This window comes from Kocuria rhizophila DC2201 (assembly GCF_000010285.1).
In the GTDB taxonomy this organism is placed as follows: Bacteria; Actinomycetota; Actinomycetes; order Actinomycetales; family Micrococcaceae; genus Kocuria; species Kocuria rhizophila_A.
This window is the reverse complement of sequence record NC_010617.1, coordinates 607,689-622,986: the sequence shown is the minus strand read 5'-3', so window position 1 is coordinate 622,986 and position 15,298 is coordinate 607,689. Positions and strand designations below refer to the sequence as shown.

Annotated in this window: 13 protein-coding genes and 3 tRNA genes; 4 read left to right on the top strand and 12 right to left on the bottom strand. The window is 73.4% G+C overall.

All coding sequences use genetic code 11. The annotated features are described in order from the left end of the window. Positions 1 to 26: 26 nt before the first annotated feature. The 8 genes from KRH_RS02725 to KRH_RS02690 form a co-directional block, all read right to left on the bottom strand. Positions 27 to 434, bottom strand: coding sequence for a PGPGW domain-containing protein (locus KRH_RS02725; RefSeq protein ID WP_012397637.1), 408 nt, complete (start codon positions 432 to 434; stop codon positions 27 to 29). Between the two features lie 52 nt (positions 435 to 486). Continuing rightward, a complete protein-coding gene (locus KRH_RS02720) occupies positions 487 to 1,752 on the bottom strand; it encodes a UDP-N-acetylmuramate dehydrogenase (RefSeq protein WP_012397636.1) in 1,266 nt (421 codons plus the stop codon). Positions 1,753 to 1,763: 11 nt separating this feature from the next. Then, positions 1,764 to 2,246, bottom strand: a complete 483-nt coding sequence (locus tag KRH_RS02715) for a MaoC family dehydratase (RefSeq protein ID WP_012397635.1) — start codon at positions 2,244 to 2,246, stop codon at positions 1,764 to 1,766. Then, positions 2,243 to 2,692 (bottom strand): FAS1-like dehydratase domain-containing protein, encoded by a 450-nt coding sequence (locus KRH_RS02710; protein ID WP_012397634.1) that lies wholly within the window; start codon positions 2,690 to 2,692, stop codon positions 2,243 to 2,245. Before KRH_RS02710 ends, KRH_RS02715 begins: the two co-directional genes overlap by 4 nt. A 177-nt stretch (positions 2,693 to 2,869) precedes the next feature. Further along, positions 2,870 to 2,943, bottom strand: a tRNA-Met gene (locus KRH_RS02705). Between the two features lie 53 nt (positions 2,944 to 2,996). Beyond that, a tRNA-Thr gene (locus KRH_RS02700) sits at positions 2,997 to 3,068 on the bottom strand. 396 nt (positions 3,069 to 3,464) lie between these two features. After that, on the bottom strand, positions 3,465 to 5,624 hold the full coding sequence (locus KRH_RS02695) for a DEAD/DEAH box helicase (protein ID WP_012397633.1): 2,160 nt from the start codon (positions 5,622 to 5,624) through the stop codon (positions 3,465 to 3,467). Between the two features lie 135 nt (positions 5,625 to 5,759). Next, positions 5,760 to 7,439, bottom strand: coding sequence for a DUF2079 domain-containing protein (locus KRH_RS02690; RefSeq protein WP_226905931.1), 1,680 nt, complete (start codon positions 7,437 to 7,439; stop codon positions 5,760 to 5,762). Between the two features lie 298 nt (positions 7,440 to 7,737). On the opposite strand from KRH_RS02690, the gene KRH_RS02685 reads away from it, so the two are divergent. Both KRH_RS02685 and KRH_RS02680 read left to right on the top strand, forming a co-directional pair. Continuing rightward, positions 7,738 to 8,733 carry a DNA-3-methyladenine glycosylase family protein gene (locus KRH_RS02685; RefSeq protein ID WP_012397631.1) on the top strand — a complete coding sequence of 332 codons (996 nt, stop codon included), beginning with the start codon at positions 7,738 to 7,740 and terminating at the stop codon, positions 8,731 to 8,733. Positions 8,734 to 8,843: 110 nt separating this feature from the next. Then, on the top strand, positions 8,844 to 9,542 hold the full coding sequence (locus KRH_RS02680; protein WP_012397630.1) for a VIT1/CCC1 transporter family protein: 699 nt from the start codon (positions 8,844 to 8,846) through the stop codon (positions 9,540 to 9,542). Between the two features lie 240 nt (positions 9,543 to 9,782). Here KRH_RS02680 and KRH_RS02675 read toward each other — a convergent pair whose 3' ends face one another. Both KRH_RS02675 and KRH_RS02670 read right to left on the bottom strand, forming a co-directional pair. Next, the gene (locus KRH_RS02675; RefSeq protein WP_012397629.1) at positions 9,783 to 10,184 is read right to left on the bottom strand and encodes a thioredoxin family protein; all 402 of its coding nucleotides are present in this window, start codon (positions 10,182 to 10,184) and stop codon (positions 9,783 to 9,785) included. A 222-nt stretch (positions 10,185 to 10,406) separates the two neighbouring features. After that, positions 10,407 to 10,488: transfer RNA gene (locus KRH_RS02670), tRNA-Tyr, on the bottom strand. Positions 10,489 to 10,763: 275 nt separating this feature from the next. Here KRH_RS02670 and KRH_RS02665 point away from each other — a divergent pair. Both KRH_RS02665 and KRH_RS02660 read left to right on the top strand, forming a co-directional pair. Then, positions 10,764 to 11,645 (top strand): patatin-like phospholipase family protein, encoded by an 882-nt coding sequence (locus KRH_RS02665; protein ID WP_041297295.1) that lies wholly within the window; start codon positions 10,764 to 10,766, stop codon positions 11,643 to 11,645. Between the two features lie 49 nt (positions 11,646 to 11,694). Then, positions 11,695 to 12,186: a YajQ family cyclic di-GMP-binding protein gene (locus KRH_RS02660; RefSeq protein WP_012397627.1), complete on the top strand. Its 492-nt coding sequence runs from the start codon at positions 11,695 to 11,697 to the stop codon at positions 12,184 to 12,186. Positions 12,187 to 12,398: 212 nt separating this feature from the next. Here KRH_RS02660 and htpX read toward each other — a convergent pair whose 3' ends face one another. Both htpX and KRH_RS12760 read right to left on the bottom strand, forming a co-directional pair. Next, positions 12,399 to 13,304, bottom strand: a complete 906-nt coding sequence (gene htpX, locus KRH_RS02655) for a zinc metalloprotease HtpX (protein WP_012397626.1) — start codon at positions 13,302 to 13,304, stop codon at positions 12,399 to 12,401. Between the two features lie 58 nt (positions 13,305 to 13,362). Continuing rightward, positions 13,363 to 15,102, bottom strand: a complete 1,740-nt coding sequence (locus KRH_RS12760) for a sigma-70 family RNA polymerase sigma factor (RefSeq protein WP_012397625.1) — start codon at positions 15,100 to 15,102, stop codon at positions 13,363 to 13,365. Positions 15,103 to 15,298 lie beyond the last annotated feature (196 nt).

Here is a 15,298-nt window from a genome sequence, read left to right as displayed (position 1 = left end):
CGGCTCGCGTGCAGCGGTCGCCGTGGTCACTGACGTGTCGAAGGGTCCGTGGCACGCATGTGCCGCGGTCCCTGCACCCACGCATGGGGTTTGTCCCGGGCCCGGCGGTAGCGCCACCCGGCCAGGAGGTTCGACCACCAGCGCCACACCCGCAGCGCCGCGCGCTTGATGCGCAGGTTGAGCCGGTGCGCCCACTCGAACTCGGTACTCCACACCCCCAGGCCCAGGAAGATGAACAGCCAGCCCGGCCCCGGGGTGACCAGCATGATGATCCCCGCGAGCCCCAGCACACCGCCCAGCACGATCACGATGAGCTTGTGCAGTACCCGCAGCGCGGGATGGCGCTCGGACCACGCGCGCAGCCGCAGGACGGCCTGGTGCACCTTGCCTCCGCGTTCGCCGCGCTCGATCTCCTCGTGGAACTCGGAGCTCACGACAGCACCACCGGGGCCACGGCGCGCGGGGTGAGCGTGCGGGGCACGCCCGTCACAGGGACAGCCCGAGCAGCACCGGTTCCGGCTCCAGGCGCACGCCGAAGACCTGCTCCACCCCGTGCTGCACGGTGCGGGCCACGGCCGCGACGTCCTCCCCCGAGGCCTCGCCCCGGTTGGTCATGGCCAGGGTGTGCTTGCCGGACAGGGACGCCCGTCCCCCGGCGACGTCCTCCCCGACCAGGTCCAGCAGCTCGTTGCGCGTGCCGGGCAGCCCGAAGCCCTTGCCGAAGCCGGCGTGGTCGATGAGCCACGCCGCGGAGAACTTCACGGCGCCCTCCACCGTGCCCCCGCGGGCGTCCAGCACCGGGTACCGGGGGGCGTCCGCGGGGATCCGGTCCGTGAGCTCGTGCTCGGGCACCACGGGGTTCGTGAAGAAGGAGCCCGTGCTGAAGGTGTCCCGGTCCGCGGGGTCCAGCACCATGCCCTTGCCCGCCCGCAGTCGCAGGACGGTCTCCCGCACCGTGGCCAGCGGGGCGCGCTCCCCCACCTCCACGCCCAGGGCCGTGGCCAGCTGCGCGTAGCGGACGGGAGTAGAGTCCTCCCGGCGCTCCAGGCGGAACGTCACGGAGAGCACCACGTAGCGCGGGGAGCCGTGGTCCATGCTGCGCTTGAGCAGGGAGTCCCGGTAGGAGAACTGCAGGTCCTCGAAGGAGAACGTCCGTCGCCGCTGCTCCTGCCGGTCCCACACGCGCACGGCGACGATGTTCTGGGAGACCTCCGAGCCGTAGGCGCCCACGTTCTGCACCGGGGTGGCGCCGGTGGTGCCCGGGATCCCGGAGAGGGTTTCCAGCCCGGCGAGCCCGAGCTCCACGGTCTCTCGGACGAGGTCGTCCCACGGGTGCCCGGCGGCCGCCTCCACGAGCACGGAGCGCTCGTCCCAGGCGTCACCCCCGGTCGCGGTCGCGGTGCCGCCGTCGGCCGGGTGCAGATGCCGGTCACTGCCGTGGTGGGCCCCGCCGTCGGGAGATCCGGCGGCCGGCCCGCGGGCGGCGTCGTCGCCTGCGCCCGTGTGGTCCGCCGCGCGGGAAGGATCCGAGACCGTGAACCCGCGCGTGCCCACGAGCACCACCGTGCCCTCGAACGGCTCGTCCGAGGCGAGGATGTTGGACCCCCCGCCCACCACGAGCACCCGCTCCCCCGCGCGATCGGCACGGGAGACCGCCGCCACGAGGTCCTCCTCCGCGCCGGCCTCGACGTAGCGGGAGACGGGGCCGCCCACGGCCGTGGTCGTGAGCTGGGAGAGGCGCGGTGCAGTCATGGTGGTCAATCCTAGTGTGGGAACCTCACGACGGCCTGGGCCTTGACGAGCACCTTGAGCGGTGCGGCGGAAGCCGGGTCCGCGTCCGGCGCGGAGAGGTCCGGTGCGGTCACGGCGAGGTCCACGCGCGCGGTGCGGGCCTCGGCGTCGAGTGCCCCGACCACCCCGCTCACCGTGAGCGTGGTGCTCGGCTCCACCGCCGTGCCGTACGCGTTGGGCACCACCACGGGCTTGGTGAACCGCGTCTGGTAGTCCACCACGGCACCCGGATCACCGGCCCACTCGGTCACGAGCCCCACGGCTGCGCCCATGGTGAACATGCCGTGGGCGATCACGTTCGGCAGGCCCACGGAGCGGGCGAACGCCTCGTTCCAGTGGATGGGGTTCATGTCCCCGGACGCGCCCGCGTAGGCCACGAGGTCCGCGCGGGACACCTCGATGCGCCGTTCGCCGATCTGCTGGCCCTTCTCGAGGGTCTCGAACTCCACGGTCACTGGTCCTCTCCTCGCACGAGCAGCGACGACACGGTGGTCGCCACCTTCTCCCCCTCCACCGTGGTGACCTCCACGCGGGACGTCACCATGGCGCCCGAGCCGAGCGGGCGCACGGCGTCCACCGTGACGGCGGCCGTCAGCTCGTCCCCGGCCACGATGGGCCGGTGATGCGTGAAGCGCTGGTCCGCGTGGACCACGCGGGAGAAGTCGATCCCGGCCTCCGGGTCGTTCACCAGGGCGGCGTCGGCCCGCTGGGAGACCACGATGGCGAACGTGGGCGGCGCCACGAGGTCCGCGTACCCGGCGGCCTGCGCCGCGGCGACGTCGTGGTGCACGGGATCCGAGGCCTTCACGGCCGTGGCGAACTCGCGGATCTTCTCGCGCCCCACCTGGTACGCAGGGATGGACGGGTAGGTGGTGCCCACCACGTCAGCGGATACGGCCATGGTCTCCTCGATTCGACGGACGGCTTTGCGCCCCAGCCTATCGGCCCCCGCTCGCACCGGGCCCGACGACGCCGCTCGGCCCCGGGACGCTGCCCTCGCGCTCGTCGGGTCCGGGGCCGGCGGCGGAGCCGGGCACGGAAAAGGCGCCGCTCCCCGAGGGGAACGGCGCCTGAACAGTAGCGGTGGACGGGCTCGATCCGTCGACCTCACGATTATGAGTCGTGCGCTCTAACCAGCTGAGCTACACCGCCACATCATGGATGAAACCTGCGGTTCACAGGGTTCCGCAGGTTGTCATCATGAGAGCCCCGACCGGGAATCGATCCCGGGACCTCCATCTTACCAAGATGGCGCTCTACCACTGAGCTATCGGGGCAACGCGGAATACTCTAACAGCATCCCAGCGCGATGCACAAAACGGCTCCGACCCCTGAAGCACGCGCCGCGCGCCCGCCCACGGCGCCGGCGAATCGGCCCGCACAGGGGGGGGCGCTGGTCGTCGCAGGGGTTTGGCGGCGCAGGCGGCGGCCGGCGCGGAGGGTCGCCGGTGCGGATGCTGCGAGGTGGAGTAAATACAGCACAGGGCTCCGATTTCTGCACTGACGGAGCAAATGCACACCCCCGGGTGGGTGCTCGACTGACCGCCCAGCTCCGGGGGTCGGGTGGCCGCCCCACCACCCGGTCCCCCGAACGATGAGCGGCCCCTCACTCCACCGGGGATCCTGCGAGGATGCACCGGGGCGTGAGGGGCTGCGCGTCAGTGGTGGTCGGATCAGCGGCCCGAGTAGCCGCCGTTGTTCCGGCCGTAGCTCTTCTTGCGGGGACGGTCCTGGTAGGAGGACCCGCCGCCGCGGGGGCGCCCGCCACCACGGTCGTCACGGTAGCCACCGCGGTCCTCGCGGTACCCGCCACGGTCACCGCGATCGTCCCGGTAGCCGCCGCGGTCGTCCCGATAGCCGCCACGGTCACCGCGGTACCCGCCGCGGTCCCCACGGTCGTTGCGGGGGCCGCGGTCACGGTCCCCGCCGCGGAAGCGGTTGCCGCCGCCACTGCGGGCACCACCGGGTCCGCGGTCCTCCTGGATGCGGATGGGGGCGCCGTTGATCTGGGTGTTGGAGAGCTTGTCGAGGGTGCCCGCGGGCAGGTTCTCGGGCAGGCCCACCAGGGTGAACGTGGGGCGGATGTCGATCGCGCCGATCTGCGAGCCGTTGAGCCCGCCCTCGTGCGTGAGCGCACCCACCACGGCACCGGGCACCACGCGGTCCCGGTGGCCCACGGCCAGCTTGTAGGTCTTCATGCCGGCCTCGTCGCCCGGGGAGCGGCGGTTGCGGGGTCCGTCCCCGTCGCGGCGCTCACGGTCCCGCTTGCGCTGGGGCATCTCGGGGAGGTCCTCCACGAGGAACGGGCGGCCGTTCTGCGCGATCACGGCCAGGGCCGCGGCGATCTCGACGGCGTCCACGTCGTGCTCGGACTCGTAGCGCTCCACCAGCTCGCGGAACAGCCCGAGGTCCTCGGACTCGATGGTCTCCTCGATCTGCTGCGCGAAGTTGTCCTTGCGGGTCTGGTTGACCTCGTCCGTGGTAGGCACGCGCATCTGCTCCACGGGCTGACGGGTGGCCTTCTCGATGGCGCGCAGCAGGTACTTCTCGCGCGGCGTCATGAACAGGATGGCCTCGCCCTTGCGCCCGGCGCGGCCGGTGCGCCCGATGCGGTGCACGTAGGACTCGGTGTCGTGGGGGATGTCGTAGTTGACCACCAGGGAGATCCGCTCCACGTCCAGCCCGCGCGCGGCCACGTCCGTGGCCACGAGGATGTCGATCTTGCCCTCGCGCAGGGAGTCCACGGTGCGCTCGCGCAGGTTCTGCGGGATATCGCCGTTGATCGCGGCGGCGGTGTAGCCGCGGGCCTTGAGCTTGTCCGCGATCTCCTCGGTGGCGGCCTTGGTGCGCACGAAGACGATCACGCCGTCGTAGTCCTCGACCTCGAGCACGCGGGTCATGGCGTCCAGCTTGTGGGGGCCCATGACCTGCATGTAGCGCTGGCGGGTGTTGGTGCCCGTGGTGGTCTTGGCCTTGACCGTGATCTCCTGGGGATCCCGCAGGTACTGCTGCGCGATCCGCCGGATGGCCTTGGGCATGGTCGCGGAGAACAGGGCCACCTGCTTCTCCACGGGGGTCTGGGCGAGGATCTTCTCCACGTCCTCCGAGAAGCCCATGCGCAGCATCTCGTCGGCCTCGTCCAGCACCACGTACGCGATGTCGTCGAGCTTGAGCGAGCCCTTGGAGAGGTGGTCGATCACACGGCCGGGCGTGCCCACGACCACCTGCGCGCCGCGCTTGAGCCCGGCCAGCTGCGGACCGTAGGAGGAGCCGCCGTACACGGGCAGCACGGTGAAGTCCTCCAGGTGCGTGGCGTAGGAGCCGAACGCCTCGGCCACCTGCAGCGCGAGCTCACGGGTGGGGGCCAGCACGAGCACGCGGGTGCTGCGCTGCGGGCCGTGCAGGTCCGAGAGCTCCGCGAGCTTGGACAGCGCGGGCACCGCGAACGCGGCGGTCTTGCCGGTGCCGGTCTGGGCCAGGCCCACGACGTCCCGGCCGCTGAGCAGCGCGGGGATGGTGGCGGCCTGGATGGGCGAGGGGTACTCGTAGCCCACCTCGTCCAGGGCGGCCAGCACGCGGCCGTCCACGCCGAGCTCGGCGAACGTGGGCGTGGTGGCCTCGGAGGAGGCCGCGGGCTTCTCGGCGGACGCCTGCGCGGGCCCGGCGGTGGACGACGCCGCGTCGGCGGCGGGGGCCTCGGCGGGAACCTGCCCGGCGGCGTCGTTGGGGGCCTGCTCGGCGGCGCCGGCGTCGACGACCGTCGTCTCGCCCGGCTCGCTCGCGGGAGCCACGGTGTGGGCGGTCTCGTTCTCGGGGATGTTGTCAGTGGGCACGGAAGAACCTCGCTTCGGTGGAATGGAGTGACTGGCACCGGTGCGAGCGGAACGTCCGCTGAAGTCCAGGACCGACATGCCGGGAACGGCGAAACGGTGGTGTAGGACGGAAGACCGGGATGATGAACCCCCAGTCTAGCGCACCGGCTCCCCGGAACCGGCTCCGGAGCGGGCCACCACGATGTTCGCCTCGTCACTCACCACGGTGTACTCCGTGCCGTAGACGTCGCGCGCGTACCCGGGGACGTCCTCGGGTGCCGTGCCGCCCCACGTGGCCCCCGCGCGGTCCACCACCACGTACTCGGGGGCGGGGTCCTCGCCGTTGCCGATCCAGTGGACGTCCGCGCGGCCCACGAGCGCGTTCATGAGGGAGAGGTCGGTGCCCACGCTCGCTCCCGGCGGGACCTCCGCCACCGCGGCCGTCTTGGCGTCCCGCCGCGGGTCGGGCTGCCACGCCTCGGGCGCGACCAGCCCGGCGAGGGGCAGCTGGCTCCCCACCGCGAGCGCGACGGTCAGCGCGGCCCACGGCGCCACCGCGCCCATCCCGCCCAGCACGGCGGCTTCCGCACCGCCTCGCGTGGCGCGGGCCCGGGCGGCGTCCGCGCGCAGCCGCACGACCGCGTCCACGAGCGCCACGAACACCACGGGCATCAGCACGGCACTGTAGTGCCAGCCCGGGCCCCAGTACCCCTCGTTCGGGGAGAGCATCCGCCACAGCAGCGTGGGCAGCGCCACGAGCGCGATCGGCGAGCGCACCGCCACCACGGCCCCCGCCAGCAGGAGCAGCAGCCACGTGCCCAGCTTCTGCACGGGCACCACCTGCAGGATCACCGCGCTGGCGGGGTCCCGCAGCAGCCCGGCGACGTCCAGCTTGTCCGCGTACGCGAACTCCCCCGCGGGGTTCAGCGCGGGCAGCACCACCCCCACCGCGAGGGCCGTGACCCCCGCTCCCCAGACCACGAGCGCCGCGCCCCACGCGAGTGCCGGGCGCCGCGGGCCGGGCACCGGGGCCTCCCCCGCACCCCGCTCGGACGACGACGCCGCACGGCCGGCTCCGCGCGTGGACTCGCGAGCCGATGCCGCGGGAACCGGGGCGGCGGCGGGCGCACGGTCGACACCGAGCGCGGGCGCCCCCGATCGGCGGTGCGCCTCGGCCGCGGATCCTCGGGGTTCCTCCCCCGACCCGCCGGAGCGCACGGGCGCGAGCGCAGAGACGGCGGCCCAGCGGCGGCGTCCCGCGGACAGTCCGCGGCGCAGGGCGGGGTGCAGCGCGTGGGCGACCATGAGCGCGCCGACCACGGCCACGGTCAGCCCGAGGTCCTCCTTGACGAGGGCCACCGGTGCGCTCCACATGGCTGCGGCCCGCCAGCGGTGCTCCCGCAGGGCGGCGAGACCCGCCGCGAGCAGGGGCACCGCGAGCGCAACCTCGTGGAACTGCACGGCCACGGCGTTCTGCAGCCCGAAGCTCAGGGCGTAGGCCACCCCGATCGCGGCGGCGGGAGCGGCGGGCAGCACGCGCACGGCGCAGCGGGTCACCGCGACCGCCGAGATCCCCAGCAGCACGTCCTGCACGAGCATCACCGTGAGCGCGGAGGGGAACAGCGCGTAGACCGGCGCCAGGACGATCAGCAGGGGGTGGAAGTGGTCCCCCAGGAGGTTGAAGCCGTGGCCCTTGATGTCCACCACGGGCCCCGCGCCGGCGGCGTAGGAGGACAGCAGCTGCGTGAAGATCGCGTTGTCCCACGAGGGGACGTCCCAGCGGATCCACTGGCTCCACGAGAGCGCGCCGTACAGGGCGGTGGCGAGCGAGCCCACCAGGAGGGGCAGCAGCCAGTGCCCCCGGGCGCGGGCCCCTGCGCCGGGGCGGGGAGAACGACGCCGCCGCGGCACGGCCCACAGGTCGCGTCCCCACGGGTGCGCGCAACGTGAGTGAGGGTGCAACGGTCCTCCGTCCGCAGTGTCGTGGGCCCGTCGTCGGGAGGGCCCGGGGAGCCTCACCGGTTCTGCGTGCTCCGTGGGCCCTGTGTGCTCAGTGGGCCCTGCGTGCCCGTGGAACGCACACTACCGGCGCGGGTGGCGCGTGGGTGTCGGAGGGCGGTGGCATCATCGCGGCATGACCACGGAGGTGACCACGCGCGGCACGGCCCCGGGCGGTGCCCCCGCCCGGCTCCGGTGGAGCCCACCCGGTCCTCTCCACCTGGGCCAGACCCTGCGGGTGCTCGGCCGCGGCGCCGAGGACCCCACCGCGCGGGTGCTCGGCGAGGACTGCGCGTGGATCACCACCCGGTGCCGCGGCCTGCCCGTGAGCGCCCGCTTCACCCGCCCCGCGCGGCAGCCCGGTGAGAGCCCGCTCGACCGGGACGTGGTGGTGGACGCGTGGGGCCCGGGTGCCCGGGACTGGCTGCCGCAGGCACCCCGGTGGGTCGGGTCCGAGGACGCCTGGGACGAGTTCGAGTCCTCGGACGCGTTCTCCGCCCTGCCCCCCACGCTCGTGCGTGCGCGCCACGAGCACCCCGGGCTGCGCCTGCCCGCCACAGGCACGGTGCTGGAACGGGCCGTGGTGGCGGTCCTCGAGCAGCGGGTCACGGCCATCGAAGCCGTCCGCGCCCACCGCACGCTACTGCGCTGGATCGCCGAGGACGCCCCTGGGCCCGCCCCGCACGGCATGAAGGTTCCGCCGACCCCGCAGCAGTGGCGGGCCGTCCCCTCCTGGCAGTGGCACCGTGCGGGGGTGGACCCGGCGCGCTCCGCCACGCTCATGCGCACCATGCACCGCGCCTCCGCCCTGGAACGGCTCTCCCACGAGCGGGACCCCGCCCGGGTGCGCGCGGCCCTGCAGTCGATCAGCGGCATCGGGGTGTGGACGGCCGCCGAGATCACCCAGTGCAGCCACGGGGATCCGGACGGGGTCAGCGTGAAGGACTACCACCTGGCGGACTACGTGTGCTGGTTCTTCGACGGCGCCCCCGGCTCCGACGAGCGCATGCTCGAGCTGCTGGAGCCGTGGCGCGGGCACCGCCAGCGGGTCGTGCGGCTCATCAAGGCCAGCGGGCACCGCAAGCCCTCGTTCGGCCCCCGGCTCAGCCCTCAGGACCACCGCCACCACTGACCTCCTCCCCGCTGCGCGGTCCCCCGCGCGGGCACGGGATGAGGTTTGCCTGCCCTGCCTGGCGCCACCCCGGGATCCAGCGCACACTTGCTGGCATGTCTCTTCATTCCATGGCAGAACCCCATGCCGAGAAGTCCGGGGACCGACTCAACAAGCTCCGCGCCGCCGTGCTGGGCGCCAACGACGGCATCGTGTCCGTGGCCGCCACCGTGGTGGGCGTGGCCGGTGCCACCGCTGCCACCGGACCCATCCTGATCGCGGGCTCGGCGGCCGTGATCGGCGGTGCCCTGTCCATGGCGCTGGGCGAGTACGTCTCCGTGTCCAGCCAGAAGGACTCCGAGGAAGCCCTCATCGAGAAGGAGAAGCGGGAGCTCGAGGAGATGCCCGAGGCCGAGCTGGAGGAGCTCGCCGAGCTCTACCGGGAGCGGGGCCTGAGCGAGGCCACGGCCAAGCAGGTGGCCATCGAGCTCTCGGAGAAGGACGTCCTGCGGGCGCACCTGGATGCGGAACTGGGCATCGACCCGGACGACATCGTGAACCCGTGGTCCGCCGCGATCTCCTCCGCGCTGGCGTTCTTCCTGGGCTCGCTGCTGCCGATGCTCGCGATCCTGCTCCCGCCGCCGGAGCTGCGGATCCCCATCACGTTCGTGGCCGTGCTCGTGGCGCTGGGCCTCACGGGCACCCTGGGTGCCCGCCTGGGCAAGACCCCGCACGTGGCGCGCGCGGCCGTGCGCGTGGTCGTGGGCGGCGCCATCGCGCTCGGGGCCACGTTCCTCATCGGCTCCCTGCTGGGGGTCTCCGCCGCGTAGCGGACGACGCCGCCCGGTTCCCCGGGTGCCGCAGGCGCGGTCCCGACCGGGCGGGCGGCTCGCCGGCCCCGACGAGGGTCCGCGCCCCGCAGGGCATGCATCCCGCACGGCGCACACCCCGTATCGCACGCACACCGTATGGCAGAGGGCGGTTCCCCTGGTGGGGGGAACCGCCCTCGTGCTCGTTCCGGTCCGCGGACCGCACCGCCGGTCGGCCGGTGGTGCGAGGCCGCGGAAGCCTCAGCTCTGCGGGGCCTCCGGCTCCGCGGCGGACTCGGCCTCGGCGGCCTGCTTCTCCACCTCGGCACGCACCTCGTTCATGTCGAGGTTCTTGACGGCGGTGATCACCTCGTCCAGCGAGGACGCGGGGAGCGCACCCGGCTGGGAGAAGACGAGGATGCCCTCGCGGAACGCCATCAGCGTGGGGATCGAGGAGATCTGGGCGGCGGCGGCCAGGCCCTGCTCGGACTCGGTGTCCACCTTGCCGAACACGATCTCGGGGTTCTTCTCGGACGCGGCCTCGTAGGTGGGGGCGAACTGCTTGCACGGTCCGCACCACTCCGCCCACCAGTCCAGCAGGACGATGTCGTTGTCGGAAATGGTCTGGCCCAGGGTGTCCTGGGTGATGTCAACGGTAGCCATGCGCTCCACACTAGAAGCCCGCCCCGGGTGGTCTCCAGACCGTTCACTGGTGGCACAAGGAACGCTCGCCGGGCGTGTTGGACGGACAGCGTTCCTGCGGCGTGGGGCCCCACCGTCCTGACGCTCGTGGGAGCACAAACGCGGGGGGCCGACACGCGAAAGGGGCCTCCCGGACCGTGCGGTCCGGAAAGCCCCTGGTGATGTCGTGGACATCGAGTGCGGTGGCAGGTGAGGGATTCGAACCCCCGTAGGCAATGCCAGCTGATTTACAGTCAGCCCCCTTTGGCCGCTCGGGTAACCTGCCGAGACGCCCAGCGCACGGGTGAACCGTGCGCGGCGAAGCACCTCAACAGTACACAACGAGCCGCGACGCCCCCAAATCCCCGCCCGGCCGGTCCACCCGCCACCCGGCCCCTGAGCCCGGTCGAGTAGCACAGGGGTGCTCCGACCACCACCGGCCGACCCCGTTGACCCGGCCTGATCAGCAGGCTGATCATGGGGGCGGACAGCACTTGGAAGGAGCGGCTCCCGGACCGTCCACGGCCCCGGATGCGCGCTCCGCACACGGAAGGCGGACCCATGCCCCACGCCTCAGCACCCACCCGGGCCATCGTCCTGGGCGGCGGCGGAACCGCCGGGATCGCATGGGAGAGCGGTCTGCTCGGGGGCCTGCTGGAAGCGGGTGCGGACCTGGAGGCCGCGGACCTCGTGGTCGGGACCTCCGCGGGATCCGCGGTGGCCGTGCGGCTGCGCGCCGGCGCTCTGCACCTGGCCGCCCTGCGCTCCGAGATGACCCGGGAGGACGCCGCACCGCAGCCCCCGGCCGAGGACACCGCCCCGGCCTTCGACGCCGAGCAGTTCATGCAGATGATGGGGGAATCGGCCCGCGGTGCCACGAGCCCCGAGGCGGGCCGGGCCGCGATCGGTGCGCGGGCGGCGTCGTGCCCGGTGGCGCTGAGTGAGCAGGCGTGGGTCGCGCGGATGGCCGGGATGCTCCCCGCCGAGTGGCCCGCGGGCAGGCTCGCGATCACCGCGGTGGACGCGGGCAGCGGCGAGTTCGTGGTGTTCGACGCGGACAGCGGCGTCCCCCTGGACCGGGCGGTCGCGGCGAGCTGCACCGTGCCCATGGTGTTCCCGCTCGTGCACGTGGGGGGCCGCGACTGCATGGACGGCGGCATGCGCTCGGCCACCAACGCGGACCTGGCCGCGGGCTTCGACCGGGTGCTCGTGGTCTCGTGCAACCCCGAGCCGCCCACCAGCCCGTTCGGCCCCACGCTGGACCAGTCCCTGCGGATGATCGAGGAGGCCGGCTCGGCCCTGCACGTCACCGCGGACGACGCCGCCCGGGCGGCCTTCGGCACGAATCCCCTGGACCCCGCGAGTCGGCTACCCTCGTTCGAAGCCGGTCTCGCGCAGGCGCGACAGCTCGCGGACCGGGTCGCAGAGTTCTGGAACGCGTGAGCGCAGCACCCCGCGTTCCGCCGATCGCATCGCAGCCGAGGAGCGTGGCATGGCATCAGAATCATCGTTCGACGTGGTCAGCAAGGTGGACAAGCAGGAAGTGGCGAACGCCCTGAACCAGGCGCAGAAGGAAGTGGCCCAGCGCTACGACTTCCGCGGCGTGGGCGCGGACATCGACTTCTCCGGGGAGAAGATCCTCATCAAGGCCAACTCGCAGGAGCGCGCCGAGGCCGTGCTGGACGTTTTCCAGTCCAAGCTGGTCAAGCGCGGGATCTCCCTGAAGTCCCTGGACTCCGGTGAGCCCTACGCCTCCGGCAAGGAGTACCGGATCGAGTCCTCCATCAAGGAGGGCATCGCCCAGGACCAGGCCAAGAAGATCACCAAGCTCATCCGGGACGAGGGCCCCAAGGGCGTGAAGGCCACCATCCAGGGTGACGAGCTGCGCGTCTCGTCCAAGTCCCGTGACGACCTGCAGGAGATCATTTCCCTGCTCAAGGGCTCGGACCTGGAGGTCGACCTGCAGTTCGTGAACTACCGCTGAGCGCGCACTGCACCGCGGACGCGAAGGGGCCGGAACGGATCATCCGTTCCGGCCCCTTCGCACTGTCCCCCGCGGTGGGGGCGCCCGGCCGAGGTGGGATGCACGGTGCGCGGCGGCGTCGTCGGCACGGCGGCCCCCGCGCCCGTTCCGGCGGGGCGGCCGCGCGGCCGTTCTGGCGCGGGCCACCGCGCGGCGGGCGGCAGCGCCCGGCGTCAGCGACCTGCCGGATTGCCTCCCCCGGCGCGGGCCATGTTCTCCAGCCGTGCGATCCGGTCCGCCGTGGCCGGGTGCGTGCGGAAGAGCCCGGTGACGGCGCCGCCGCGGAACGGGTTGGCGATCATCAGGTGGGACGTGTTGACCACCTTCTGGTCCTCGGGGTCCATGGGGAACTGCGAGGCCCCGCCCTCGATCTTGCGCAGCGCTGAGGCCAGGGCCAGGGGGTCCCCGGTGAGCTTGGAGCCGTCCTCGTCCGCGTCGTACTCGCGGGTCCGGGAGATCGCCAGCTGGATCACGGTGGCGGCCAGCGGTGCCAGCAGGGCGAGCAGCAGACCCACCAGGGGGTTGCCGCCGCGGTTGTCGTTGCCCCGTCCGCCGCCGAAGATCGCGGCGAACTGCAGCATCTGGGCCGCGGAGGTGATGATCCCCGCCACGGCCGCCGCCACCGACGAGGTCAGGATGTCCCGGTTGTACACGTGCATGAGCTCGTGGCCCAGCACGCCGCGCAGCTCGCGCTCGTCGAGCAGCTGCAGGATGCCCTCGGTGCAGCACACCGCGGCGTGCTCGGGGTTGCGCCCCGTGGCGAAGGCGTTGGGGCTCATGGTGGGGGCGATGAACAGGCGGGGCATGGGCTGCCCGGCGGCCTGGGACAGCTCGTGCACGATCCGGTACATGGCCGGGGCCTGCTGCGGGGTCACGGGAACGGCGCGCATGGACCGGATGGCCAGCTTGTCCGAGTTCCAGTAGCTGTAGGCCGTGCCGAGCAGGCCCACCACCGCGAAGATCATGATGAAGGCCGAGTTGCGGGTGGCTCCGGCGATGGCCCAGCCGATCGCGAGCAGCACCACCCACATCCCGCCCAGGAGCAGGACGGTCTTGAGGCCGTTGTAGTGCCGGTGCATCAGGTGTTTCTCCTCAGGGGTGTGGAGGGGGGTCAGGGGGTGCGCACGGTCGGGCGGCCTACGGGATGCAGACCTCGATGCCCCAGGGTATGGGGACCCAGTGGCACGAGCCGTCGGAAGGGGTGGGTGTGGGTGCGGGGGTGGCACCGCCGCCGCCCGGGCTCGGCGTGGGCTCGGGGACGGTGGGCACGGGGCTGGGGGTGGGCTCGACCGGGTCGGGGCTCACCGGATCGGGGCTCGCCGGTTCTGGATCCACGGGATCGGGCGGCACGGGGTCGCCATCCACGCGCGGGAGGGTGGGGTACGGCACGGACACCGGCAGGTCGGGCACGGGGCCCACGATGGCCGGGTCGACGTCCGGGAGGAACGGGGCGGGCAGGGCGGTGGACTCGGACCGCTCCACCGCGGCGTCCTGGGCGGCCTCGGCACCCGACGCACCCTGGGCCTGGTCCGCGTCCGGCACGGCGGCGCCGTTCCCGCCGGGCGCGGCCCCCTGTACGGGCGCACCGCTCGCGGGGTCCTGCCTGCCAGGCTCCGCCGCGGCACGGCTGCCCGCTCCGCCCGGCTCGGCCGAGCCCGCGGCCGTGGGCGGGGCCTCCTCGGAACCGCTGTTCAGGGCCACGAGTCCCGCGGTGGAGGCACCGACCACGAGCACCGCGCCCACGGCGAGCGCGAGCCCCGTGCTGGACCCCAGCACCGCTCCGAGTCCGCCCGCGGCGGAGCCCGCCGCAGAGGATCCCGCGGCCGACGCCGCGGCGCCCGTCCCCGCGGCACCGCCCGTTCCAGCCGTTCCAGCGGCCGCCCCGGCGGCGTCGGCAGCTCCGGCAGCGCCACCCGTCCCGGCGAGACCGCGCACCCCGGCGGCGTCGACAACCCCGGCCGTGCCGCCAGCCCCGGTGGTGCCGGCCCCGGCACCTCCCGCGGCGGCGAGCGCGGGGGAACCACCGAGCAGCGGCAGCCCTCCGAGGGACTCCGCGAGCCGGCCGCCGGCCCCGCCCCACAGGGGCAGCCCGGCGAGCACGGGCAGCATCCAGCCGCGCAGCCCGAGCCCGAGGTCCTGGAGCTGGAGGTACTCGGCGGTGCAGCGGCGGCAGCCGTCAAGGTGGTCCTGGACCACGGCGGTGCGGGAGGGGGTGAGCGCGCCCCGGGCGAAGGCGCCCAGCTGGGAGGAGAACTGGTAGCAGTCCTCCAGCGCCTGCGCGGAGACGTGCTCCTGCATGTAGGCGGTGCGCAGCCCCTCGCGGGCGCGCTTGCCGAGGGCGGACACGGCGTTGGGCTGGACGCCCACCACGGAGGCCACCTGCCGCGGGCGGCGCCCCTCGACCTCGAGGTACCACAGGATCTCCTGCCAGCGCTCCGGCAGGCTCGCGAAGGCTTGCGCCACCACGGCGGAGTCCACCTGCTTGACCACGAGGTCGTCGAAGAGCTCCACGCGGTCCAGCGGACCGTTGGGCTGGGGTGCCTCGGGGCGGGTGCGGGTGAGGTCGTTCGCGCGGTCCGCGGCCAGGCGGGAGACGGCAGTGACCAGGTAGGCGCGCAGGAACTGCCGGGGCCCGCGGCCCTCGCGCAGCAGCCCCAGCACGCGGGTGAAGGCCTCGGACACGAGGTCCTGGGCGTCGGCGTCGTTGCGGGAGTGCATGCGGGCCACGGCCAGCACGGCCCCGCGGTGGCGTTCGTAGAGCTCGGCGAACGCGGAGGAGTCACCCTCGCGCACGGCGGTGAGCAGCTGCTCGTCGCTCGCGGGGTGCTCGGTGTGGACCCCCGGATCACGGGGCCCGGAACCTGCACTGTCTGGCATGACACTCTCTTGACGCGTGTGGTCTGGACGTGACTCCCCATTGTCTCAGCCCCCGCGGAGAACCGACAGACCGCGAGCCAGCATTGCGCTGGGCGGGGCCCGCAGGCCTCGCGCTGCCGGTGGCGGCACCCGGTGTGGCGGTCGGGGACGGAACCAGCCCCCACCGGTCCCGTCCCCGTCTCCTAGTACCGCTCTC